We start from the raw sequence: 24,675 nt of genomic DNA, 5'->3' as shown, positions 1-24,675 counted from the left end.
AAGAACATGAGCACAGCGCTGTTGCAAGAGCTTCATCAAGAATTACGTCGGCTGTATATTGCAGGCAGTGATCTAGCGGCAGGGGACTTCCGCTTGAAACGCATGCTGCCCCAATTTCAACAGCTTGGAGAGCGTGCGCCTGTCTTCAAGCGCCTTGCCGAAGGCATCACAGCTCTTGTGGAGCCTACGGATTCACTCCAGCATAGTCCTGCTGAATGCTTGCAGGACGTAACGCTGTTACTGGAGTCCGTGCTTCGTACGCAGGGCTCCACAGCGGTGAGTGGGGAGCTTGGCCAACTGCACAGTCGCCCGACGAGCTTAACGACCTTTTTGCCTTACCGCAAGCTGGCTGATGTGGAGCGGGCGTTAACGACGACGGGAAGTGGACGACATGAGATTATTGTACATGCATTTGAAGAGGGCATGTTTCAGGACTTGCGATTGATGAGATTAGCGATCAACGCGTTACAAGATCCTTATACGGACATTGTAGACTATACGATGAAGCATGTGCTGCCAGGTTATGGCGAGCAGATTGTACCGCATTTAGTAGAGAGTTTCGATGCCATGGGCGGTAAGTTGGAAGCGAGAAAGCTGAAAGTTATTGGTCAGGTCGGTGGCGAGGATGTGCTTGATCTTATCTATCAAGCGGCCGAGTCGGGGTCAGACGATGTTCGCATAGCGGGGATCGGAGCATTAGCTAAGCATCAGCGTTATGAGTCGTCTTTGCTGGAGTGGTCCAAAGACAAAAAGAAGTCGATCCGCGAAGCAGCTTACTTTGCTTTGGCTGAGATGGGAACGGACACGGCGGCAGCGCGTCTGCATGAGGCTTTTTCCGGCAAGGACATTGAGCTGGCTGCTGAAGCATCCGCCAAGTGTGCTTCAAGTCAGCTGATAGTGAAGCTGGTCAACGATCTTGGTGTGGAGCTACATAGAGCAGTGGAACTTAAGGATGACAAAAAGAAGATTGAGGTATTGTGGGCGAGAATTCAGCATTATCTCACAGGACTGGACGAAAAGCGCAGCGAGGAATTGTATGCACGCTATAAATATACAGTAGAACAATATGCTTTCTTTATTTCATTAGGATGGATGGAGCTTATTGATTATGCGGCGAGCTACCTGAGTCAAGAAAACACAGAGGAAGCGCTGCAGCTGCTGCAACAATTGGAGCAGAACAATGCACGTTATGTACCACATGCGTTCCGCGCTGCATTCCAGCAGTTGTCTCCTGCTGAATTGTTTGATCAATACGTTGAATCGATGCGTAATAAATGGAAGATTGCTACTAATAAAGAAACCAACAAAAGAAAGCAGCAGTTGTTCAGTGTTGTAGAAGGACTGGTTATCGAGCGAGGATATAAACATTGCCCTACGTTGTGGGGGGCACAGCATGAGCAATCAACGCTGTTTGCGGCTGAGTTAATACCTTTGGAGCAGATGGCAGCGCAATGGGATAACCGGTGGCTTGAGTGGCTTATGGAACAAGGAGCAACCGAGTTGGTATGTGCGTTTGCGTCCCCTGGACACAAGGCTTGTCAGCAATTTATGCTGCAGCAGTTAACGGAGCACGCAGGTTTCAGTACTTCCACTGCAGGACTGTTACTGGCTGGGCTCGAGCGTGCTGAGGTTGATGAGCATGTTCGTCATGAAGCGTTAATGACCCTTTTGGAGCATAAGAGGAATAAAATGGGTTACGTATTTGAATGGAACGTATGGGAGCAGCTGTGTCAGCTTCCAGCAACGTATCAAGAGCGGTTAGCTGCTGTTGCGCCTAACTACCGGTATACAGCAGGCAGCCAGCTGGAGTATGTACTGCGAATGATGCAGGCGGACGGCACAGGGGTTAATGCAGGCAAGCCCGTATAGTGTTTGCGGGCGATAGCGAATTGAGAACGTAAAGGGAGATGAGCAAATGGCTGCACGACAAGAGAATCAGGAAATGATGCGACTGCCTGCGGAACTATTGTATAAGGAAGAGCTTGAGGCGCTGCGCAAAGCAGATAAAGGCAAGGTGCCAGCGGGTTGGCAGATGTCGCCGCAGTCCGTGCTTACGTTTATTGTCGGTGGTAAGGCGGGGAAAACCGTTATTACGCCCAAATATATGGGAAACAAACGTTTGGTTGAGATGGCTATCGCGACACTGGTGACGGATCGTGCATTGCTGCTGATTGGCGAGCCGGGCACAGCCAAATCGTGGCTGTCTGAGAACTTGTCTGCTGCCATCTACGGCAATTCTGGACTTGTTGTGCAGGGGACGGCTGGCACGAGCGAGGAACACGTACGTTATTCGTGGAATTATGCCATGCTGTTGGCTAACGGACCTACTCCTGAAGCGCTTGTGCAAAGTCCGATCATGCGGGCCATGGAGGCCGGCGGTATCGCGCGGTTTGAGGAAATTTCCCGCTGCGCATCGGAAGTTCAGGACGCCCTGATTTCTATATTATCCGAAAAGACAGTCTCGGTGCCTGAGCTAAGCCGTGAAGTAAGTGCACGCAAAGGCTTCTCGATAATTGCAACAGCTAATACGAGGGACCGCGGCGTTAATGAAATGTCAGCGGCTTTAAAGCGCCGATTTAATATTATTGTGCTGCCTACACCTTCGGATATGGACACTGAGGTTGAGATTGTTAAGAAGCGTGTTCGTGAAATTGCTGCTTCTTATGATCTTCAAGCTGCTGTGCCGGCGGACGAGGCGCTTATCAAGGTAGTGACCATTTTCCGTGAGCTGCGCAGCGGTATGACGATCGATAAGAAGGAGAAAGTGAAGACGCCTGCAGGGGTCATCTCAACAGCGGAAGCTATTTCGCTACTGACAAACAGTATGGCGCTTGCTGCCAGCTTTGGCAGTGGAGAGTTGACGGATGAGGATTTGGCTGCTGGTCTTCAAGGTGCAATCGTTAAGGATGACGTAAAAGACAAATTGGTGTGGAAGGAATATCTCGATAACGTGATGAAGAAGCGCGGCGCAGAATGGCGCGGCTTGTATACGGCGTGCAAGGAGATGAACGAGTGAGCGTGACTGCGGAAGGAGCTGTACATATATTTGGTGTACGGCATCTGTCGCCTGGCGGAGCCAAGCACCTGCTCGATTACTTGCAAGAGGTTAAGCCTACGGCTGTTCTGATCGAAGGCCCTGCTGATGCGACAGCAGAGATGCGGCATCTCACTCATGCTGCGACTCAGCCTCCTGTGGCGATACTGGCCTTTACAGATGATCTGCCAGTTCGGACGGTATTGTGGCCGTTCGCCGCTTACTCGCCTGAATATCAAGCGATGAAGTGGGCGCAGGAACACGACGCTTTGGCTGCTTTTATTGATTTGCCTGCTGATGTTACGCTTGGCTTGCAGGAGCTTCGGCTGCAGCAGGAAGTCAAAGAGCAGGTCGACGAGCAAGAGGGAGCACAAAGGGCAGGAGAACAAGATAAGCCACAAGAGCAAGTACAAGGGTCAGAACAACAAGATAAGCCGGAAGATCAAGAGCCACAACTAGCCAAGAAACGTTCCTTGACGGAAGACGCCGTCGCAAAGACGGAGGCAGATAAATCCGGAGAGCACTCTATCTATAGCCGAATCGCTGAATTGGCTGGAGAGCACGACTACGACATGTATTGGGAACGGAATTACGAGCACAACCTGAACGCCGGGGCTTATCAAGAAGCGATACTAGCTTTTTCCGCTCAGATGAGGGAGCTGTCAGAAGCGAGCGAGCGGCGTTATGAGCGAAGAGAATATGCTTATAATGCTGTGCGGGAAGCTTATATGAGAAGACAGATAAACGCCACCATCGCGGCAGGTCACGCCCCTCACAAGATCGTAGTGGTATGCGGGGCCTACCATGCATCAGCACTAGTTGATCTGACGGATGCGATGACGGATACAGAGCTTAAAGCCTTGCCTCGGCGCAGCGCCAAGCTTACGCTGATGCCATATTCTTACTATAAGCTGTCATCTATGTCTGGTTATGGAGCGGGAAACAATGCGCCCAACTATTACGAAATGATGTGGCATCGGATGAGTACGGATACGCTGGACGAACTGTCAGAGTATTATTTATCAATGGTCGCAAGAGGGATGCGGGACACTGGAACGCATCGCTCTACCGCTGAGGTTATAGAAGCGGTACGTCTTGCAGAGGCGTTAGCGGCGCTGCATGGAGGCAGTGCGCCGACGTTGCGCGATCTGCGGGATGCGGCGCAGACGCTGCTGGGCAGAGGCGAATTATCCGTCGTGGCAGATACGCTGGCGCGGGTAGATGTAGGTACGTCTATTGGCTCATTGGCGGATGGCGTGAGTCAGACACCGATTCAGGATGATCTGAACCGGCTGCTCAAGCGCTTGAAGCTTGATAAATATAAGACGGCAGTAGCAACGGATGTAGCTCTTGATCTGCGTGAAAACCGCCGTGTGTCTACAGAGGAAGCGGCGTTTTTGGACTTAAACCGATCGTTCCTGCTCCATCGGTTGAATTTGATTGGAATTACGCTTGCAAAGCTGCAGCCAAGCGGACAGGATCGAGCCACTTGGGCAGAGCATTGGATAATGCAGTGGTCGCCAGAAGTAGAGATTCAAGTCGTCGAATCAACATTGCTTGGCGAGACGGTGGAGGTTGCTGCTGCTCATGTACTGCAGCAGAAGTTAGATGGCTGCGGTACGATTGCTGAAGCCTCAGATCTGATTCGAACAGCATGTGAATGCGGCATGTTGGCACAGATGGAAGCAGCACGCCAAACTTTGCAGCAGCTTGCCGCTGATAGCCGGGATGTGGTGCAGATTGCTGCTGCGGCACGAGATCTGTCTACCATCATCAGCTATGGTGACATTCGCAGAGTAGACACGTCACCGCTAATCCCGCTGCTTGAACAATTATTTACACGAGCATGTCTGTTCCTGCTGGACTGCAGCGGCTGTAACGACGAAGCTGCTAATGCGATGTGCACAGCAATGAATGAGATGAACAGTGTAGCCTTGGATCACCATGAGCATGTGGACGATCCCTTATGGCTGCGGGAACTGCAGCATCTGGCAGAGCGGGATGACAGGAATCCGAGGCTATCTGGATTCGCCTGTGCCATATTGATGGAGCGCAATGCAATCACCGTCGAGCAATGCTCCACTGAAGTAGCACGACGCTTGTCGCCGGGTGTGCCTGCAGACTTGGGAGCAGGCTGGTTCGAAGGATTGTCACAGCGTAACCGATATGCGCTTCTGTCACGGATGAGCTTATGGGAGCAGTTAAGCAGCTATATTCAATCGCTTGATGACAACGAGTTTGTCCGTGCGCTTGTCTTCCTGCGCAGAGCATTTAGTACATTTTCACCTCGCGAGAAGACGATGATAGCAGAACTGCTAGGCGAGTTATGGGGTGTGCACGCAGAAGCAGCAGCAGAAGTGCTGACAGGTGAGCTGAAGGAGGACGAAGTTAAAATGATAGATGAGCTGAACGATTTTGACTTTGAGGACTTTTAACGATGAGTACAACAGTGGATTCTCGGGTGGTATCCCGTTGGCGGCTTATTCTGGGACAGGCCGTAGAGCAGCAATTAGCTGGATTTAGTGCGGACAGAGTAGTGGGTTTAACTGAGGAAGAAATAATTATGGATCAAGCACTGGCGGCGATCTATGACGAGACAGGCGAAGGAACGAACGGCAATAGCGCATCAGCATCAGGCGGCAGAGGTGCAGGATCGGGTAATTCAGCACCTCGGCTTTCAAAGTGGCTTGGCGATGTGCGTACCTTTTTCCCAGAGGATGTCGTCTCCATCATTCAGCATGATGCAATGGAGCGCAAAGGCTGGAAGCAGCTCCTGTTCGAACCCGAGGTGTTGGCGAAAGTAAAGCCAGATATTCAGCTTGTCGGCACGTTGTTATCGCTTAAAGGAAAAATACCGGAGAAGACCAAGGATACAGCACGTTCGCTTGTCCAAGCGCTCGTAGATGATCTTGTGAAGCTGCTGGAAAATGATATCCGCAGAGCTGTGACCGGAGCTCTTAATCGTAGGCAGCATACACCACTGCCCTCAGTTAGCGGCATCGATTGGAAGCGAACGATCCAGCGGAACCTAAAGCATTACAATGCGGAACGTCGTCAGATCATTCCGGAGAAGTTCTACTTTTTCGATCGGGCACGGCGGAGCAACGAGTGGACGGTAATTGTTGATATCGATCAGAGCGGATCGATGGCGGAATCGGTCATCTGGGCTTCTGTCATCGGTTCCATTTTCGCAAGTATTCCTGCTCTGAACACACGAGTTGTCGTATTTGACACCGAAGTGGTTGATTTGACCGAACAATGCGCTAATGACCCTGTTGATATGTTGTTTGGCGTACAGCTTGGCGGGGGAACTGACATCAATAAGTCAGTTGCTTATTGTGAGCAATTTATCGAGGAGCCAAAGAAGACGCTCTTTATTATCGTCTCGGATCTATATGAGGGCGGGAATCAGTCTGCGTTGATCCGGCGGATGCGCGAACTGCGTGAAGCAGGGGTGAGGACGATGTGCCTGCTTGCTTTATCTGATCGGGGACAACCTTTTTACGATGAACGTCTTGCCAAGCTTCTGTCGCGTGACGGAACGCCTTGCTTTGCATGTACACCATCCTTGCTGCCTGAACTGGTAGAGGGAGCACTGAAAGGGCTGGATTTGTTTGAGTTAGCGAAGCGAGTTGGAACCAAACCTGAGTAAGCAGATGTTAATATATCCACTTGTGGAGGAACGCAATCATATATAGGCTTAAAAAAGGGGAGCAGCCTGCTCTCCTTTTTTGTTGTGATGCCGGAGTATACGAGGGGATAAGTAAATCTGCATGGAATGAGTAGAATTAGGTTCAGTACGATTTCATGTTTTTTATTCCCTCCGATGGGTAAACCTATAGTGACATTTGCTTTGAGGAGGACCAGCATGAAATTAACAAGGGACCAGCGCATCCAACTGCACGAATTTAACAACTTAACGAAGTCGTTAAGCTTTAATATGTACGACATCTGCTACACGAAGACTAAGGAAGAGCGAGAGGCTTACATCGAGTATATCGATGAGCAGTACAATGCGGATCGACTAACCAGCATCTTAAACACAGTGTCCGATATTATAGGGGCACACGTTCTAAATACGGCCAAGCAGGATTATGTGCCACAGGGTGCAAGTGTTACGTTACTGGTATCAGAGGGGCCTGTTGTAGAAGTGCCAACCGAATCGTTTGAAGAATCACCTGGACCGCTTCCCAGCAATGTAGTGTTACAGTTGGACAAAAGTCATATTACGGTGCATACCTATCCAGAGTATCATCCGGACGAGGGCATTAGTACATTCCGTGCAGATATTGATGTGTCCACATGTGGGGAAATCTCGCCTTTAAAAGCGTTGAACTATTTGATTCATTCTTTTGATACGGATATTATGACGATCGACTATCGCGTTCGTGGATTTACGCGTGATATTAATGGGCACAAGCTGTTTATCGATCACGAGATTAATTCTATTCAGAATTATATTCCGGAAGAGATCAAAGACATGTTTGACATGATTGATGTGAATGTCTATCAGGAAAATATTTTTCATACAAAGTGTAAGCTGAAGGCATTTGACCTGAACAATTACTTGTTTGGTTATACAAAGGACACGATAAGCACGGAGGAACAGCAGGAGATTACAGATGGACTAAAGCTGGAGATGGATGAGATCTTCTATGGGAAAAATATTTATTAACCGGCGCTGCATGAATGATGAGTTATCGATGTATCGTTTCTATGAATAGTTATACGTAATCAGCAGAAAAGCTTCAGGCATTGGCCTGGAGCTTTTTGCATGTGATGACGATGGAAAAGCATGATTAAATTCCAATGGAATGATATACCATTTTGTGTAATTTTGATATAATCATCGTAATGGTTATATATCATCATGTATCGGCATAGTTCTGTCCTATAACCTGAAATTACAGGAGGATGTGAACGTATTGAAGCTCGTACAAGAAGACGATCCTAAGAAGAATGGAGTTCTCAGACAGCGCCAGTTATCGATTCGGATGAATGCGTTTTTCTTTGTTACCTTTATGTTGTTTACCGTATTAATTGTACGGCTGGCTATATTGCAGTTCGTTGAAGGCCCGAGCATGAAAGCACAGGAAGCTCAGCTTGGATACCGCGAAGTCCCCATACCTCCGCTGCGAGGCACAATTTGGGATGCGTCCAACACAAGACTTGCGTATTCGACCTCAACTCAATCTCTCTATTTTAATGTAGAGAAAAATTATGGCGATCCGAAAAAAGCGAAGCTGACAGAGTTGCAGGCAGCTAACCGCAAGGAAGCTCATGCTTTGGCACTGCAGTTGGCTAATGTATTTGCCAAGTTAGGGGATCGCTCGAACGAGAAGCTAACAGCGAAACTTATTGTTAGTAAAATGGATTTGGAAGGAGCTTTGAACTTTGTCTATGTGCCAAGGCTTATTAAGACAGGATTAAATCAAAAAGAGATCGCTTATATGATGGAGCATCGTCCAGAGTTTAAGGGGATAGAGGTCGTTGAAGACAGTGTTCGCAATTATGACAACGACACGGTTGCTGTACAAACCATTGGTTACTTAAAGAAATTTAAAGGAGTGCGCGAGAGCTCCGCTCATTATAAGAAAATTTTTCAGCAGCGCAAGGACATGCCTACGGAAAAACGTTATTTGGATTATGAAGATGTTGGTTTTGATGGCATAGAGTTAATGTATCAGGATGTGCTCCGCGGTCTCAATGGCGTCAAGACCTTCCCTGTTAATGTAGCGGGACGAATTATTGGAGCGATGGAACTAAACAAGCCAGAACGAGGCAGTGATTTATATTTGACCATACATAAGAGTATTCAGCTTCGTGCGGAGCAGTCGATCATGGAGCACCTAACAAGGTTGCGTACTTCTTCGAATAAGTTCGAACACGCAGCTCATGCGAGAACGGGGTATGCGGTGGCAATGGAGGTTGATACAGGTAATGTGGTCGCGATTGCGAGCATGCCTGACTACGATCCGAAAGTATGGAAAAATGGACAAATCAGCATTAAAAACTACGAATTAACGAGGTTTTCTACAGGGAATGGGGCCATACGTGAAGTGCAGCCGCCTTATGCAGATGACAAGGAACGGATGAGAAGGGCGAACTCGCTAGTATATTTAGGATCTACCATGAAGCCGTTAACGATGCTTATTGGGATGCAGGAAGGTCTGTTCGACCCAGATGATACATACCCAGATCAAGGTTATGCCCAATTTGGGCGCAGCGGGTATGAGAAAAACGTGTGGAATGCCAGCAATCGTGCTTGGGGAAGAATCAGTCCTGCGCAGGCTCTAGAGCGATCTTCAAATGCCTTTATGGTAGATATGGTAGGCAAACGTCTCTATCGAATGAAGGAGCGAGATGGTAAGAATGGCTTGCAAATTTGGGATTCCTACATGGATGCCTTTGGCCTAGGGGTACAGACAGGAAGCGGGCTGCCGCTAGAGTCGGGAGGCATGAAGGATTATATGGTTGAAGCGGAGCGTAATAATGCTCAATCTGCGTTAGTATATGCTTCATTTGGTCAGCAGGGGAAATATACGGCTTTGCAGCTTGCACAGTATACGGCTACGCTGGCTAATCGCGGCAAGCGGATTAAGCCGCAGTTCGTCAGCAAGATTGTCGATGGCAATGGCCGAGTTGTGAAGACATTTGGTCGGGAAGTGCTGAACGAGACGCACTTTGATGAGAGGTACTGGCGAGTAATCGAGGGTGCGATGCTTAAGGTTGGCACTCAGGGGTTCGACGGCTTTCCGTATAAGTACTATCGCAAGACTGGGACATCGGAGCAGGACGTGGGTGGAAGACGACTTGAGAATGCGGTGTTTATCGCCTATGCGCCGGCAGAGAAGCCCAAGCTGGCAGTTGCGGTGGTAGTGCCAGAAGGCGGCTATGGCTCGTATGGAGCAGCGCCGATTGCACGGCAAATATTTGATGCTTACGACGAGGTATATGGTCTGAATGGCATCCCGAAGCTCAAAAAGATGCAGGAGAAAGCAAAAGGTAATGAGCAGTCATCAACGACTTCATCTACGCGTTAAGTGAGCTACGTATCCTGAAGCAATACGAAAAATCGCGTAAGTTCTATCATGAACAACTGGAAATGGAATGTAATGAGGAGTAAGACCCGAGTGAAGACATCGGAGCATCCTTTTAAATGAACTTATGGGCAGGAATACTTAGTAGCGGGTAGTCTTCATAAAAATGAAAGATGAAACGTATACATGCTGCTTAACGCTCTTGCTAAAGATAAGATATAAACAGGGGGGCTTATCAATGCTCTATATAATGATTTATGTAACGCCAATTGTTGCCGTTATATTTTTTATTAATGGTGTTGCGCTTGCCAAGAAAATAAAAAATGGAGATGAAAACACAGCTAGTCATACAGGCTGGGGTGCTGCAATGCTTGGTTTTATTATTTATATGTTGATTTGGAGTAACTTTTTAACTCAATAATAAGAACAGTCATCTGCGTTCCTAGCTGAACTCAAGGGAACACAATAGAGCAATACAATCGAATAACCCCTCCCATAAAAACTAGAATTAATAGATTTCATGAGAGGGGTTATTATGTATTTTCGAGAGTTAGGGCTACTTTACGAAGCAGTACATAAATCCAGGGTGTAATCCATTTATAATGCCTGATTAAGCCCTAATATCTGATCATTAACATTTACATTACTTAATCCCCCGTGATAACAAACCACAGATGCAATGTCGAGATCTAAATACTTTTTTAATGAGAGACAAGCTGCATTCATATCTAGTGTGGTCGGGACATGAATTCCCCCAAGAATCCCGTCTACACTGTACATCGAATCTCCAGCAATGAGAGTCTTACTTTGTTTTAAATAAAGACTGATATGACCAGGGGTATGCCCCGGAGTATGGATGATACGAATCGTGCCGCAAACCGGCAGTTCCTGACCATCTATTAAGATATCGTCCACTTTGCCCTTCGGGGGGGTTACAAGGTGACCATCTTTTAGCAGGGGCAACTCCCCTTGAATATATGGCTTATCCAGTTCGTGTGCATATACTCTAATATTATTTCCACATTCTCGCAGAATCTCAGGGAGACTTCCTATATGATCCACATCCTGATGCGTCAAAATCACAGCTTTTAGTTTGTCCAACGACACGCCTACGTTTTCCAATGCCACACGTAAATCCTCAAATTGTCCCGGGAATCCTGTGTCTATCAAAATAGCCATTTCTCGATCCCATACAAGAACAGGGTGAACAATATTTCCATGAAAATCTAGAGAAAGCATCTCAACTCCCTTTGAAATTTCCATAATAGCAGACCTCCTTGAAAAATGTAATTTATACATACAATAAAATTAAAGTTCTCACGTTTAATCTCTTTTTTATCCGCTGCTTTCCTGTATGAATTGCTTTCACTTTGTAAACGAACATAGGCCCTAAAAAGATATGGGGCTTCAAGCAGGTGGCAGAGAATGTGGAGCATGCTCGACGAAGTTAATAAAATTTCCCCTTCATTGTCTCTCCATTCTTAATTATGTTAAAGTGTTCAGGTAAAGGATTGTCATATGATGTAACATCAGGCGTACAAGGAGTGTAAAACGGAATGAACCATATCTTAATTGTAGAGGACGATCCCAAAATTGCCGAATTGCTGCAATCTCATATTATGAAGTATGGAGACGAAGGGATTATAATTAAGGATTTTCAGCGGGTGCTGCACACCTTCGAAGAGGTGCAGCCGCAGCTTGTGCTATTGGATGTGAATCTTCCCAGTTATGACGGATACTATTGGTGCCGCCAGATTCGCTCGGTTTCCACCTGTCCGATTATTTTTATTTCGGCGCGCAGCGGGGAGATGGATCAGGTGCTCGCGTTAGAAAGCGGCGCAGATGATTATATAACGAAGCCTTTTCACTATGAGATCGTGATGGCCAAGATTCGAAGCCAGATTCGGCGTGTATATGGCGATTATGCCACGAAGGAAAGAGTGATCGAGCATTCTGGGATGACATTGTACCCGGAGCGAATGGAACTTCGTCTGAAGGACAAAAATGCCGTATTAACACGCAAGGAGACGCTGCTCATGGAGACGCTGTTGAAGCAGTGCCCACGCGTAGTAAGTCGAGAGGCTATTTTGGATAAGTTATGGGACGACTATAATTATGTCGATGATAATACGTTAAGTGTGAATATTACCCGTCTTCGGAAGAAGCTGCTGGAGCTTGGGATTGAGGATAGTTTGGAGACGGTAAGAGGTTACGGCTATCGACTAAATGTGACATGGCAGGATGAGGTAGAAGGATGAGGCTGTTTATTAAAGATCATATTCCACTTATCTGTTTCTCAATCATTCAATCTTTTATAATGCTGCTTGTTTATTGGTTTGACGGCTATGACCGGCTCCCGACGGCGTTTTATGCCATATTTTTAGGGCTTTGCTTGCTCCTTGTCTATTTAGTTTATCGATATGTCAGCCATCGTGATATGTACCAGCGGCTATCCCACCCCCAAGAAGTCGTGTCCAATATTGATAATGTCAGCACGGCTCCGTTTCCAAAGGCATTTAATGAAGTGCTGACAACGCAATATCGGTATCACCATCAGCAGTTGAAGTCATGGGAACGCAAGCAGCAGGATCACCTCACATTTATGAATCAATGGGTGCATCAGATGAAAACTCCATTGTCTGTCATCGAATTAATAACACAGGACGCAGATGATACCCGATTCGAGAGCATCGGGGAAGAGACAGATCGTCTGAGGCAAGGGCTTGAAATGGTGTTGTACATGGCTAGATTAGAGACATTTGCACAAGATTTTCACGTGGATAAGGTTGAACTGCGTGAACTTGTCAATGAGGTCATACAAGACAACAAACGGTCGTTTATTCGCAGTTACGTGTACCCTGAGATTATGGTGGATGTCGGGTTTGTTGTGGAGACGGATGCGAAGTGGCTGCGCTTTATTTTGCAGCAGGTGCTGTCGAATGCGATTAAGTATTCCGCAGGGAGCCGCGAGAAAGTGACCGTGTCAGCCTTCACAGAGGAACGAGCTGTTATTCTTGAGATCAAGGATCATGGCATCGGCATTCCGAAGTCAGATTTGTCACGTGTGTTTAGGCCCTTCTTCACAGGTGAGAATGGCAGGGCTTATAAAGAGTCGACGGGGATGGGACTTTACCTTGTCCAGGAAGTGATTGATCGGCTTAATCATGAGATCAGACTGGCGTCAGAGGCTGGCGTTGGGACGACTGTGCAGATTGTATTTCCGTATGCTTTGAATTAGGACGATGAGCGATGAAGGCTTATCGTCTTTTTTATTTCAGGGGCGAATCAGCTATCTTACAAAGATGTAAGATGCACGAAAGGCAGCCATATATGAAGCAGGAAACAGTTGGATTACAATGGGGTACATAAGCTGAAACAAGGAAAGGAGAATAAAGACATGGAGATATTAAAGGTCCGTGAGTTAAGTAAAATTTATAATGAGAAAATTCCATATACGGCACTGTCCAACATTGACTTGTCCATAAACAAGGGAGAATTTGTAGGTATCATGGGTCCATCCGGCAGTGGCAAGACCACCTTGCTAAATCTGGTATCCACGATTGATTACCCAACATCAGGAGAGGTGATTCTAGAAGGGCAGAATCCGCATCAGCTGCAGCCCGACCAACTCGCCTTATTTCGTCGGCGTGAGCTTGGGTTCGTGTTTCAGTCCTTTAATCTGCTCAGCACATTGACCGTAAAGGAGAACATTTTGCTGCCGTTAACACTTGATGGCACCTCGATTGCGGAGATGCATACCCGGGTAGAACAGGTAGCTGGAAAATTAGGAATCTGTGATATTCTTGGCAAGCGTACATTTGAAATATCGGGGGGACAAGCCCAACGAACAGCGATTGCCCGCGCTCTTATCCATAGGCCTAAGCTGGTGCTGGCGGATGAGCCAACGGGGAATCTGGACTCCAAATCGGCAAGAGATGTGATGGAACTGCTGACTGTGCTGAACAAAGAAGAGCAGGCAACGATGATGCTTGTGACGCATGATGCAATGGCTGCGAGTTATTGCGATCGTGTCGTGTTTATAAAGGACGGACAGTTCCACAACGAGATCACATGTGGTGACAATCGTGAGGTGTTCTATCAGAAGATCATTAATGTGTTATCGCTGCTGGGGGGTTATCGCCATGACTTTTCGACAGTTCGCGTTTAATAACGTCATACGTAACAAACGGATATATCTCGCTCATTTTTTAAGCAGCTCATTTTCGGTCATGGTATTTTTTGTGTATGCATTGTTGCTGTTCCATCCGAACCTGCAAGGCGAGCTCGCTTCGACAAGCGATACAATGAGTCATCTGGCGACGATGGGGATGAATATATCACAGTACTTGATCTTTATCTTCTCGTTTTTCTTCTGTTTATATTCGGTTAGTGCGTTCTTGAAGACCCGCAAACGGGAATTCGGCATTCTGATGGTTCATGGGCTGTCGCATAAGCAGCTGCACCGTCTTGTATTTACGGAAAATATGATCATCGGCGGTGCGGCAGTGACTGCGGGAATATTGACCGGGTTAATCTTTGCGAAGCTTGTGTTATTGATGAGCGCTAAAGTGCTGTACATCGATAAAGGATTACCCTTTTATTTCCCAGTGCAGGCGATATGGATTACAATTGCAGCCTTTGCAGTGTTGTTCCTGGTTGTCTCCTTCTTTACCTCACGGTTAGTAAAAGTAGGACATTTGGTAGAGTTATTAAAATCAGAAGAGAAACCAAAACCAGAACCAAAAGCTTCCGTTTGGTTGTCTTTGCTTGCAGTTGTCTTAATTCTGGCTGGGTACAGTGCTGTGTTTTATTTTGTAATTGAGCGTGTTTATTCCTTGCTGCTCTTGGCATCAGGTGTCGTGCTTGTTGTAGCAGGGACGTATTTCTTATTTACACAGCTAAGCGTATATGTGATTCATTCCTTACGTAAAAAGGAACCGGTATTTCTCAGTAAGACGAATATGGTGACGATCTCGGAGCTAGCTTATCGTATGAAAGACAACGCAACCATGTTTTTTATGATTTCGATTATATCCGCTGTAGCATTTACGGGCATCGGAACCTGTATTGCCATTGCTGATCCGGGATTAGAAGAAATGGAAAACCCTTATGCGTTCACTTATGTATCAAATCTTCCTAATAAACTGGAAAAAGAACATGTCGAGTTGATTAAACGAGAGCTTACAGCTTCTGGTTTCAGTTATAAGTTAGGTACAGCAGTTCCCTTATTTACGGATAGTGGGGTGAGCGTGATTAATTTGAGCGATTATAACAGCTTGGCAGTGGCGTTAGGGCATCCCACGGAATCGTTATCGAACGATAATGAGGCTATACTGCTACCTTCAATTGTCTCAGAGAAGACCAGTTATGAACGGGGAGAATACCCGGATGAAGTGATGATCATGCAGCATAATGTAGAGAAAGCGATAAAGATTCAGAAAGCAGTCCCTTATCTTGTACTTCCCTATTATGGAGAAACGATCGTGATCACAGATGCAAAGTATAAGACCTTAATGGATGAAGCAGCCACCAAGAAGGTAGAGCAGAGCAAGCGTTATCTGTTTGCAGTTCCGGGCTGGCAGAAATCGAAAGAGCTCTCCAATCAACTGGCACAAACAATCGGTAATGATTATGATAACGGCAACTATTATTTTTCTGCATTAGTATTGAATTGGATCTCCTCCAAGCAGGAAAACGGCATCCTATTTATCGTCAGTACCTTGGTGGGTGTTGTATTCTTTACATTTGCCGCTAGCTTCTTGTACTTTAGACTATATACGGATCTGGAGCGTGATCGTCAGCAGTATCAGATGATTGGCAAGCTAGGTTTGACAAGAAAAGAACTGCATCAAATCGTAAGCCGTCAGTTAGTGTTGATGTTCTTTTTGCCTATCGTGATGGCATTAATTCATAGCGGCGTAGCTTTTATTGCACTCCAGCAGTTGGTCGATTATTCTGTATTAAAAGGGTCCATTATGATTTTTGTGTCTTTTGTATCGATTCAAATCGTGTACTTTATGGTTATCCGCTGGCGTTATTTGCAGCATTTGCGACAGAAAGCCGTATAGAAAGTATAATGTGTCCGCACAGGTGCATGTGGTGCTCGGAGTTATAAATAGCATTATAAACAGGATAAAAGGCCTAAAAAAAGCCAATACTGGAGCTATCAGCTTATATACATAAGGTGGCAGCTCTTCTTTTTTTTCAGGGTAAAAACCGGGTGTTATCCGGAGTATTCACATGTGGTTATAAGTACCTTCAGTTACTTTTCGCACAGTGGCGCGGTTTATGGTATGATATAGAGAGTTCAACTCCTTTCATTACTAATACAAAGTCATATCTACAGGACGCTGCTTTGGATTAAGCAACCGTTAGGAGTCCTTGCTGATGAGTAACCTTTTCTTTGTAAAGAACCAGGAGATCAACTAGATCATTCTTCGAGTACAAAATATGGTTTATCAGAAAAGGAGACATGTAAACGTGCAAATTAATTTAATCTTTACCAATAAAGGCAAAGTGGCGATTGAGAATTTCAACAATGAAGAATTGATTGAAATATTTACACGGTACAGCAATACGCTCACCAAAAAGTATGATATCGAAATTATCGTTCCGGCCGAGGCTAACTCGAACATTACTGAAGAGGGCGTATTAACAGTAGTGGCACAGCAAGTGAATTGTGATGTGGAGACTTTCTTTAAAGAGCTGGGAAGAGATATTAAGGTACCTCTTAAGAAACGACTTGGCACAAAGCTCGACACCGTATTCAAAATTAAGATCGTGGAATAGAACCACATCTGAATTGGCAGGCAACCTCCCTTGGTGGAGGTTATTTTTTTGTCTGCAATTGGCTCTTGGACAGTTATGTCTGGATAACCGATTTTCATGCTATACTGAGCTTAACTTTATCCTATGTGAAAGGATTCGCATCATGAAATTCATAAGAACGCTGATTTGGTTTATTTATTTTTGGTTGTACTTGTTATTTTTGATTCCCAGTATGCTAAAAGCTAATTCGCTATATCGAAAGGGACGTTTTGACGAGCTTGATGCCTATACAGCCAAGCAGGTAGGACGATGGGCACGATCTCTGCTGCGCGTTGCAGGGGCTAAAGTGGAGGTTCAGGGCCTTGAACATATGCCGAAGGACGGCGCAGTGTTCATCGCTAATCATCAGGGTAACTTTGACGTGCCGATTATGCTGGGTCATATTGGAGCGCCTAAGGCGTTGATGGCGAAGGTGGAGCTGACAAAGCTGCCATTTATCCGGGTATGGATGAAGTATTTACGATGTATTTTTGTGGACCGGAAAAATGTGCGTCAGGCGATGAACAGCTTAAATGAAGCTGCTGAATTGGTGAAGAACGGCCATTCTATCGTAATATTCCCCGAGGGGACACGCAGCAAAGGAGACCATATCGGCGATTTCAAAAATGGAGGTTTTCGCGTAGCAACGAAGACAGGGGCCCTGATCGTGCCGATACGAATTAACGGCTCCTATAAATTAATGGAGGCGAACGGGAACTGGATTCGTCCGGCTACCGTCAAGGTCACGATCTTGCCACCTGTACCGACTGCAGGTCTTACCAAAGAAGAAACCGCAGCATTGCCAGAGCAGATTAAAGAGTTAATTGTGAACGCATCCTAGATGGTTGGTATTCGGTGTCATTCGGGATAAATGCGGTGATGTTTGGATGCCTGTAAATAAACTGATGAAGCGACTCCCGTACACATATCTTGTTGATAAGATAGGTGACGGGAGTTTTTGCTGATGATAAAGTGCGGGCTAGGTGAGTATTACGTACAATATTTTAGTATACGATTGCTTATCCGGATTGGTAAAAATAGTTTTTTCATTCAACTTGTCATGCCTTATAATGAAGGCGTTTGAAAGGGGGCGGGCGTCTTGGTGTATAACAGGTAGTTCCGTAAACAGAGGTGGCTATCGTTATGGCAATCAAGCGTACGATGAATTTACACGAGTTGAAGGTGAACCTATCTTCATGTCAGGTACATCGAATGATGGAATAGCTTCTGTAAGTAAGAGTAGTGTATTGATTTTGGGATGCCACATTCCTCACTGTAAGGTTTAAGTCAGGGGCGTATACTGTTAAAGGTTTTGTTGTAGAAAAGTTTTAAAATACATCAACGAAAGAAGAAGGGTGCATGTGAGAAGTAAACAGGCTGGTCGGTTTGCATCATACTCGATGCAGGCATTTCGCAAGGATATGCTTGCAGGGGTAGTTGTCGGGGTGATCGCTATTCCACTAGGAATGGGGTTCGCCATTGCGTCGGGGGTAAAGCCGGAGTATGGGATTTATACAACCATTATTGCAGGGATCTTAATATCACTGCTTGGAGGTTCCAGATTCCAGATCGGAGGTCCGACAGGTGCATTTATTCCTATCCTGTTAGGTATCGTTATGACCTATGGATACGACAATCTGTTGATAGCGGGTATTTTAGCAGGGATTATGCTCTATCTTATGGGGCTATTCAAGTTAGGATCGCTTATCCAATACATTCCACACTCCGTGACGATTGGCTTCACGGCTGGAATTGCCGTTCAAATATTTACTGGACAGCTCGGCAATCTATTCGGGCTGACGGGACTTGTGAAACACGAAGATTTCTTATCCAATATGAAAGAGCTGGTCATCCACGCAGGTACTTGGAACGGGTACAGCGTGCTTACGGCAATCATTTGCTTCTGTGTAATCTTATTGGTTCAGCGGTTCATGCCCAAGATCCCCGGCGCGCTTGTCGGCTTGATCGGTTCAAGCATCGCTGCAGCGCTGTTATTTCCGGGCCAGGTGGCAACGATTGGCTCCACGTTCGGTGAGATTCCGAGCACGCTGCCCAGTTTTCGTCTGCCAGACTTGTCATGGAAGACTTGGGTGCATATGCTGCAGCCAGCACTTGTGATTGCGATGCTTGGGGGCATAGAGTCGTTGTTGTCGGCTGTTGTAGCTGATGGTATGACAGCGGATCGCCACGACAGCAACAAGGAACTGCGCGCGCAAGGGATTGCCAACATCATTACGCCGTTATTTGGCGGCATTCCCGCCACCGGAGCGATCGCCCGCACGGCGACAAACATTAAAAATGGCGCAGTATCACCTATCTCAGGGATTATCCATGGCATCGTTGTCCTGCTGGTATTATTGTTGTGCGCCCCTTATGCTTCGGCTATTCCATTGGCCGCAATGGCGCCTGTGCTTATGCTGGTCGCCTGGAATATGAGTGAACGAAAGGCGTTTGCCCATTTGTTGGCTACGCGTACGGGTGATTCGCTTGTGTTGGCGATCACTTTTCTGCTGACCGTCCTTGCAGATCTCACCATTGCCGTAGAGGTTGGCTTGTTAATGGCTATCATTCTGTTCGTGAAGCGTGCAGGGGATACTTTCCAGGTAGCGCAGGTGCTGCCGGACCCTGAAGATGAGCAGCATAAGCTGGGGCCACACATGGTAGATAAAGACCATGACTGTCCGCAGATTATGATCTATAAGGTCAACGGACCGTTGTTTTTCGGGGTGGCTCGTATGTTTACCACAGGACTTGACGAAGCGATTGAACGCAAGCCAAGGGTCGTTATTATTAGAATGGCCTCAGCTCCCTATATGGATATGACAGGAGCAAAGATGCTAAAGGAAGGGCTGCGCATGCTGCAAAAGCAGGGCACAAAGGTGCTTATCTCGGGAATACAGCCGCAGCCTCTAGCAATATTAAAGCGTTCCGGGCTGTACACCATCATTGGGGCGGGTGCTTTCTTTGATCAGACCAATAAAGCAATTGAGGAGGCAGCGCTGCTGGTTGACGAGCAGACATGTACTGCTTGCAGTCATCATGCCTTTCATGAGTGTGAGAGCTTAAGCTTGGGCTTATCCGTGGGGGTACCCTCCAAACAAGCTTCATCTGGATCCTAAATGATAAGCCAACATCCGCGACGTAGTGACAAGCGACGTGGGTGTTGGCTTATTATCATTTCTTGAATATTTTTATTTAAACAGTACCTTGATACAACCCGTGTTTAAAGAAGTTGTACCACTCCTCTAGCGACTCTCCTTGATACACTTCCAACAGATCTAAAATATGCTTGGTAAATTCGACTGCAGCTGTGCCATTGGCTGTTATTAACTCTCGATCACGGACAGATTGAGCCTCTAAGTAAAGCTGCTCGCCCTTATAATCCGGAGCTGCTTCTTGAAGAGAGACCAGCGAGTTGCTTGTATGCTTGTGCTGGTCCAGATAGCCATATCGACCTAAGAAGGTGGTCGCGTCACAGATAGCAGCTACTGGAATAGCTTGGCTGAAGCAGAAGTCCACGAGTACACATGCTTGCTGGTTATGCTTCTCACGCCAGCCTGTGCCGCCTGGGATAATCAGCATCGCTGTATCTTCGTTAGGCACGTATGTTGGCAGACTGTAATCTGGCAGCACCCTAAGTCCGCCCATAGACGTTTTAGGTTCTGCATCTACCGCAATCGTCTTAACACAATAGCCAGTAGAGGGCTTGTTTATTTCGGCTGTAGCGTAGCTAGCCTCCCAATCGGAGAAGCCATCCGTAATAAAAAGCAGCACTTCGCGAATATTCGTCCCCATTTGTGTACCTCCCTGATATAAGAACCTGATAGAACCTAATAAACTATGTCTAGTATAAGCTACCTTTGCTGACAGCTATAGTCAGTCAAATGACGACCGTCATTATTTTTATTGTAAACAACATGAATGGAATGAAAGATTTCATCGAAACGGACGGAGTACAACTGCTGATGATCCGGTTATTACGGATGCTCTACATTATTTGCGCAGCTAACTCCTGAGAAGCATATGCCGGAAGGATGTACGATTCGTCAGGTCGTTTCGCCAACCGATGTGATTCAATTTGGTGAAGTACTGTCGGCACTCTTTGGTGATACGCAGGAAGCAGAACAGTTACGTGCATACTATGGGAAAGCTGCTGCGCGTCATTAGAGTACTGCTCAGAATTTAAAATGTACGTAGGCGAGTACAACGGCGAGGCTGTCTCCATTGGTTCGCTTCTATCGACAGAAAATAGCGTGTGTATATACGATATTGCTACCAGACAGGAATACAGGGGCAAAGGATTAGGATCTGCCATGTTTCACTATCTCCTGGAGGAGGCCAAGCGAATGAGTGATGGAATTTGCGTGCTTCAAGCTTCACCGGAGGGGCTTGGCATTTACAAACGAGCAGGTTGTAAAGAGGTATCCGAAGTCATTGTCTATGGAAATAGGCATCTGATTAATTAACAGTTATACTTTCGAGACCGATCCTTTTGGACCCCACCTTGAGCGATCCTGAACAGTTAGCGAGTCAAGGCATTTGGATATCAGGGAGAACGTTCCGTGATAAGAAAAATATAGAAGAATAATATTTGATGTCGTAATTTTATAGATAATATGTCGCCATTTTGAACTATTATCGCACAGTTAATATGATATATTGTAGGCAAGTGTCATTATTCTATAGTAATAAGGAGAGATTGATATGTCACTTCGTATCGGAAAAATTAGTTATTGGCATGTACATGCCTGGGATTATACAAAACAATCGGAGGCACATCCCGATACCCTAATAACAGCAGTGTGGGATGAGGATCAAGAACGTGGGCGCAAGGCGGCAGAACAGCTTGGCGTTCCATTCTATGATTCGTTAGCAGACTTGCTAGCAAGTGATATCGATGCTGTTATCGTTGATGCGCCAACTAGAATGCATCGTGATGTGATCATTCAAGCAGCCAGAGCAGGCAAGCACATTTTTACTGAGAAGGTGTTAGCGCCTACATTACAAGAAGCGTTGGAGATCGTGAAGGCGGTGGAGGAGAATGGCGTGAAGCTGACAGTATCCTTGCCGCGTCTCAACGATGGTTATACGCTGACGATTCAGCGCGTCTTGAATCAAGGGCTGCTCGGCAAGGTAACACAAGTTCGTGTGCGATTATCTCATAATGGGGCGCTTGCAGGTTGGTTGCCGGAGCATTTTTACAGCTTGGAGGATTGCTTCGGCGGCGCGCTGATCGACCTCGGCTGCCATCCGATGTACCTTACACGTCTGTTTCTCGGAGAGGAACCTACAGACGTAACAGCGCAATACGGCTACGTGACCGGTAAAGCCGTGGAGGACAACGCCGTATCCGTACTGTCTACTTGGTCTGGTGCAGTCGGTATCGTCGAAGCTGGGTTCGTAAATGCGTTTTCCCCGTTTACGATTGAAGTTCATGGAACAGAAGGATCTTTATTGTACGGCACCCCAGAAGAAAAGCTGCTGCTCCGCACGACTCAGCATGGTGATGGTCAAGCTTGGGAGGAACTTCCGCTGCTGCCGAACCGTGAGAGTGCGTTTGAGCAATGGGTAAGCCATATTCAACATAATACAACGGCTGATGAAAATATAGGAATCGCTCTCGAACTGACCAAGCTGATGGAAGCTTCCAATCGTTCCACCACAGAACGTCGTTTGATTCGATTAGATGAACTTGCACGTGAGTAGAGGATGAAAGGAGGCTAACCGCTTGCATCCATTTCCATTTGATGTCATGCGTGAACGGAGAGAGGCGCTGGAACGGCTTGACCTGCACATTCGTTGGGGACATTACGAGATAAGAGTACTGCGTTTTCATTTGACGACATTTGGTCCAGGCAAGACGGTTGGCTTCCATCAGCATTCAGAGTTTGAATTTCATTTTATCCCGCGTGGACGGGGCAAGGTCGCGATGGGCGGACGGGAGTTCGATTTGAGTGCAGGGATGTTCTACCTGACGGGGCCTGGTGTCATGCACTATCAGGAGGCGCATCTTGAAGAAGCGATGGATGAGCTGTGTCTGCACATCGATATTGTGGACAGGACAACAGGAATGAAGCCCGAAGATAGTCTAGCTGTTGATCGCTGGGAAGCTGCGGACTCCAGATTATGTATGGAGAGGCTGCACAAGCTGCCGCTTGTGCCAACTATGGACACTTACGGAGCGATGTCATGCTTCCTGGAGGCGTATCAAGCTTGCATCGCCAACACAGTCGGCTCCTATACGACGATCAAGCAGAGCGTCCTGCAAATTGTGCTGCGAGCCGTCCGCGCTTATGAGATGGGGGACGAACCGGTATCGCTGCCCTCGCGTGACTTGCAAGCCATTCGTTATCGGTTGGCACTGCAGTATATTCGCGCCAATTATGCGGGTGTTGTAACGTTGGAAGACTTGGCAGACAAGCTAAACATTAGTTCACGTCAGCTTCAGCGTATTCTGAAAACTTATCATGGCAATGGTTCATTTTCGAGCATTGTGGAGGATGTTCGGTTGGAAGCTGTGTGCCGACAGCTCAAGGACACAGCGCATTCAGTCGAGAAGATCGCTGTCAGCGAAGGATTTTCGAATGGGAATTACTTACATGCGGTATTCCGCAAACGCTTTGGCATGACACCTTCTGAATACCGCAAGCGGGAGCGGCTGCATAATGGGGAGGACACAACACATGAGTAAAACGTTACGGATCGGTATTATCGGAAGTGGTGGTATAGCAGGCGCTCATGCACGCAGCTACCAATCACTTGAGGGCGTCGAGATTGTGGCGGTTGCAGATATAGCTCCAGGACGGGCACAGCAGTTTATCCAACAATGGGGGCTAGAGCAAGCTCAAGCCTATGACGACCACCGTCAATTGCTGGAGCTGGATCTGGATGGCGTAAGCATCTGCACGCCTAATGCTTCACATTATGCGACGACAATAGACAGCTTGCAAGCGGGGGCACACGTCATGCTGGAAAAGCCAATGTCCGTGACGCTGGATGAAGCCGCAGAGATGGTGCAGACTGCCAAGCAGACGGGACGAATGCTGAACATAGGATTTCAGCCACGGTATGATCCGAACATGGCTACGATCCGTCAGTTGGTTCAGTCCTGCCAGCTTGGTAAAGTATATTACGTTGAGACTGGCGGCGGCCGCCGCAGAGGCATGCCGGGCGGCACATTTGTAAGAAAGTCGCTTGCTGGAGCGGGGGCAATTGCGGATATTGGCTGCTATTCGCTTGATATGGCGTTGAGCGCGCTCGGCAATCCGAAGCCGATCACCGTGTCGGCATACTCGTCTAATCACTTTGGTACAAATCCGAAGTATCATCCGCAGGCAGATGCATTTGAAGTAGAAGACTTCGGCTCGGCACTAATTCGATTCGAGAACGATCTGACTTTACACTTTAAAATATCGTGGGCGATGCATATGGATTCACTGGGAGCCACGATGTTTCTTGGCACGGATGCGGGACTAAAGGTGACGCCAGCAGGTACGGGACCATGGGGCGGCGTATTTGACGGGAGCGTAGGCTCGATCACGATGTATCATGACATTCAAGGTCACCATACGGAAAGTCCGATTCCGATTATTACGCACAATAAGGACTTGTTCCTGGAGAAGGTACGCGATTTCGTTGAGGCGGTGCGTGAAGGCAGGCAAGCGCCAATTCCGGGACAGGAAATCTTGTACAATCAAGCGATTATTGATGGTTTCCTCCGTTCAGCTGCATTAAAGCGGGAAGTTGAAATTACAGTGCCCGCCATATTGTGATCGATATCTCCAAAGAGTGAAA

General features: G+C 47.0%; 22 protein-coding genes. 20 read left to right on the top strand and 2 right to left on the bottom strand.

What is annotated here, in order from left to right; genetic code table 11:
• Positions 1 to 6 precede the first annotated feature (6 nt).
• The 7 genes from QP775_RS20835 (at position 7) to QP775_RS20805 (ending at position 10,495) form a co-directional block, all read left to right on the top strand.
• A complete protein-coding gene (locus tag QP775_RS20835; RefSeq protein WP_285108802.1) occupies positions 7 to 1,869 on the top strand; it encodes a HEAT repeat domain-containing protein in 1,863 nt (620 codons plus the stop codon).
• A gap of 46 nt (positions 1,870 to 1,915) precedes the next feature.
• On the top strand, positions 1,916 to 3,016 hold the full coding sequence (locus tag QP775_RS20830; protein WP_239331548.1) for an AAA family ATPase: 1,101 nt from the start codon (positions 1,916 to 1,918) through the stop codon (positions 3,014 to 3,016).
• Entirely contained in the window at positions 3,013 to 5,469 is a 2,457-nt protein-coding gene (locus QP775_RS20825) for a DUF5682 family protein (RefSeq protein ID WP_285108801.1), read from the top strand. The genes QP775_RS20830 and QP775_RS20825 overlap by 4 nt, the downstream gene beginning before the upstream one ends.
• 2 nt (positions 5,470 to 5,471) lie before the next feature.
• Positions 5,472 to 6,686, top strand: coding sequence for a VWA domain-containing protein (locus tag QP775_RS20820; protein ID WP_239331551.1), 1,215 nt, complete (start codon positions 5,472 to 5,474; stop codon positions 6,684 to 6,686).
• Between the two features lie 216 nt (positions 6,687 to 6,902).
• Entirely contained in the window at positions 6,903 to 7,709 is an 807-nt protein-coding gene (gene speD / locus QP775_RS20815; RefSeq protein ID WP_239331553.1) for an adenosylmethionine decarboxylase, read from the top strand.
• A 319-nt stretch (positions 7,710 to 8,028) separates the two neighbouring features.
• The gene (locus QP775_RS20810) at positions 8,029 to 10,077 is read left to right on the top strand and encodes a peptidoglycan D,D-transpeptidase FtsI family protein (RefSeq protein WP_285108886.1); all 2,049 of its coding nucleotides are present in this window, start codon (positions 8,029 to 8,031) and stop codon (positions 10,075 to 10,077) included.
• A 235-nt stretch (positions 10,078 to 10,312) separates the two neighbouring features.
• On the top strand, positions 10,313 to 10,495 hold the full coding sequence (locus QP775_RS20805; RefSeq protein WP_285108800.1) for a hypothetical protein: 183 nt from the start codon (positions 10,313 to 10,315) through the stop codon (positions 10,493 to 10,495).
• 176 nt (positions 10,496 to 10,671) lie between these two features.
• On the opposite strand, the gene QP775_RS20800 is transcribed toward QP775_RS20805, so the two are convergent.
• The gene (locus tag QP775_RS20800) at positions 10,672 to 11,337 is read right to left on the bottom strand and encodes an MBL fold metallo-hydrolase (RefSeq protein ID WP_285108799.1); all 666 of its coding nucleotides are present in this window, start codon (positions 11,335 to 11,337) and stop codon (positions 10,672 to 10,674) included.
• A gap of 293 nt (positions 11,338 to 11,630) precedes the next feature.
• On the opposite strand from QP775_RS20800, the gene QP775_RS20795 reads away from it, so the two are divergent.
• From QP775_RS20795 to QP775_RS20765, 7 genes are all read left to right on the top strand, one after another.
• Positions 11,631 to 12,332, top strand: a complete 702-nt coding sequence (locus QP775_RS20795; protein ID WP_285108798.1) for a response regulator transcription factor — start codon at positions 11,631 to 11,633, stop codon at positions 12,330 to 12,332.
• Positions 12,329 to 13,312 carry a sensor histidine kinase gene (locus tag QP775_RS20790; protein ID WP_285108797.1) on the top strand — a complete coding sequence of 328 codons (984 nt, stop codon included), beginning with the start codon at positions 12,329 to 12,331 and terminating at the stop codon, positions 13,310 to 13,312. The genes QP775_RS20795 and QP775_RS20790 overlap by 4 nt, the downstream gene beginning before the upstream one ends.
• A gap of 159 nt (positions 13,313 to 13,471) precedes the next feature.
• Positions 13,472 to 14,242, top strand: a complete 771-nt coding sequence (locus tag QP775_RS20785) for an ABC transporter ATP-binding protein (protein WP_285108796.1) — start codon at positions 13,472 to 13,474, stop codon at positions 14,240 to 14,242.
• Positions 14,217 to 16,142, top strand: coding sequence for an FtsX-like permease family protein (locus tag QP775_RS20780; protein ID WP_239331565.1), 1,926 nt, complete (start codon positions 14,217 to 14,219; stop codon positions 16,140 to 16,142). The genes QP775_RS20785 and QP775_RS20780 overlap by 26 nt, the downstream gene beginning before the upstream one ends.
• A gap of 412 nt (positions 16,143 to 16,554) precedes the next feature.
• Positions 16,555 to 16,863 carry a hypothetical protein gene (locus tag QP775_RS20775; protein ID WP_239331567.1) on the top strand — a complete coding sequence of 103 codons (309 nt, stop codon included), beginning with the start codon at positions 16,555 to 16,557 and terminating at the stop codon, positions 16,861 to 16,863.
• A 142-nt stretch (positions 16,864 to 17,005) separates the two neighbouring features.
• Positions 17,006 to 17,722 (top strand): lysophospholipid acyltransferase family protein, encoded by a 717-nt coding sequence (locus QP775_RS20770; RefSeq protein WP_239331569.1) that lies wholly within the window; start codon positions 17,006 to 17,008, stop codon positions 17,720 to 17,722.
• Between the two features lie 559 nt (positions 17,723 to 18,281).
• Entirely contained in the window at positions 18,282 to 20,000 is a 1,719-nt protein-coding gene (locus tag QP775_RS20765; protein WP_285108885.1) for a SulP family inorganic anion transporter, read from the top strand.
• A gap of 76 nt (positions 20,001 to 20,076) precedes the next feature.
• Here QP775_RS20765 and QP775_RS20760 read toward each other — a convergent pair whose 3' ends face one another.
• On the bottom strand, positions 20,077 to 20,664 hold the full coding sequence (locus tag QP775_RS20760) for a type 1 glutamine amidotransferase family protein (protein ID WP_285108884.1): 588 nt from the start codon (positions 20,662 to 20,664) through the stop codon (positions 20,077 to 20,079).
• Positions 20,665 to 20,765: 101 nt separating this feature from the next.
• Between QP775_RS20760 and QP775_RS20755 the strand changes: the two genes are divergently transcribed.
• The 6 genes from QP775_RS20755 to QP775_RS20730 all read left to right on the top strand — a co-directional run bounded on the left by QP775_RS20755 (position 20,766) and on the right by QP775_RS20730 (position 24,653).
• Positions 20,766 to 20,897, top strand: a complete 132-nt coding sequence (locus tag QP775_RS20755) for a hypothetical protein (protein WP_285108795.1) — start codon at positions 20,766 to 20,768, stop codon at positions 20,895 to 20,897.
• Positions 20,898 to 20,904: 7 nt separating this feature from the next.
• Positions 20,905 to 21,048, top strand: coding sequence for a hypothetical protein (locus tag QP775_RS20750; RefSeq protein WP_239331571.1), 144 nt, complete (start codon positions 20,905 to 20,907; stop codon positions 21,046 to 21,048).
• Between the two features lie 20 nt (positions 21,049 to 21,068).
• The gene (locus QP775_RS20745; RefSeq protein ID WP_285108794.1) at positions 21,069 to 21,347 is read left to right on the top strand and encodes a GNAT family N-acetyltransferase; all 279 of its coding nucleotides are present in this window, start codon (positions 21,069 to 21,071) and stop codon (positions 21,345 to 21,347) included.
• 238 nt (positions 21,348 to 21,585) lie between these two features.
• Positions 21,586 to 22,587 carry a Gfo/Idh/MocA family protein gene (locus QP775_RS20740; RefSeq protein WP_239331575.1) on the top strand — a complete coding sequence of 334 codons (1,002 nt, stop codon included), beginning with the start codon at positions 21,586 to 21,588 and terminating at the stop codon, positions 22,585 to 22,587.
• Positions 22,588 to 22,609: 22 nt separating this feature from the next.
• Entirely contained in the window at positions 22,610 to 23,572 is a 963-nt protein-coding gene (locus QP775_RS20735; protein ID WP_285108793.1) for an AraC family transcriptional regulator, read from the top strand.
• The gene (locus QP775_RS20730; protein WP_285108792.1) at positions 23,565 to 24,653 is read left to right on the top strand and encodes a Gfo/Idh/MocA family protein; all 1,089 of its coding nucleotides are present in this window, start codon (positions 23,565 to 23,567) and stop codon (positions 24,651 to 24,653) included. The genes QP775_RS20735 and QP775_RS20730 overlap by 8 nt, the downstream gene beginning before the upstream one ends.
• Positions 24,654 to 24,675 lie beyond the last annotated feature (22 nt).

The organism is Paenibacillus sp. UMB4589-SE434 (assembly GCF_030226685.1).
Lineage (GTDB): Bacteria > Bacillota > Bacilli > Paenibacillales > Paenibacillaceae > Paenibacillus_B.
This window is presented reverse-complemented; position numbering and strand designations above follow the sequence as displayed.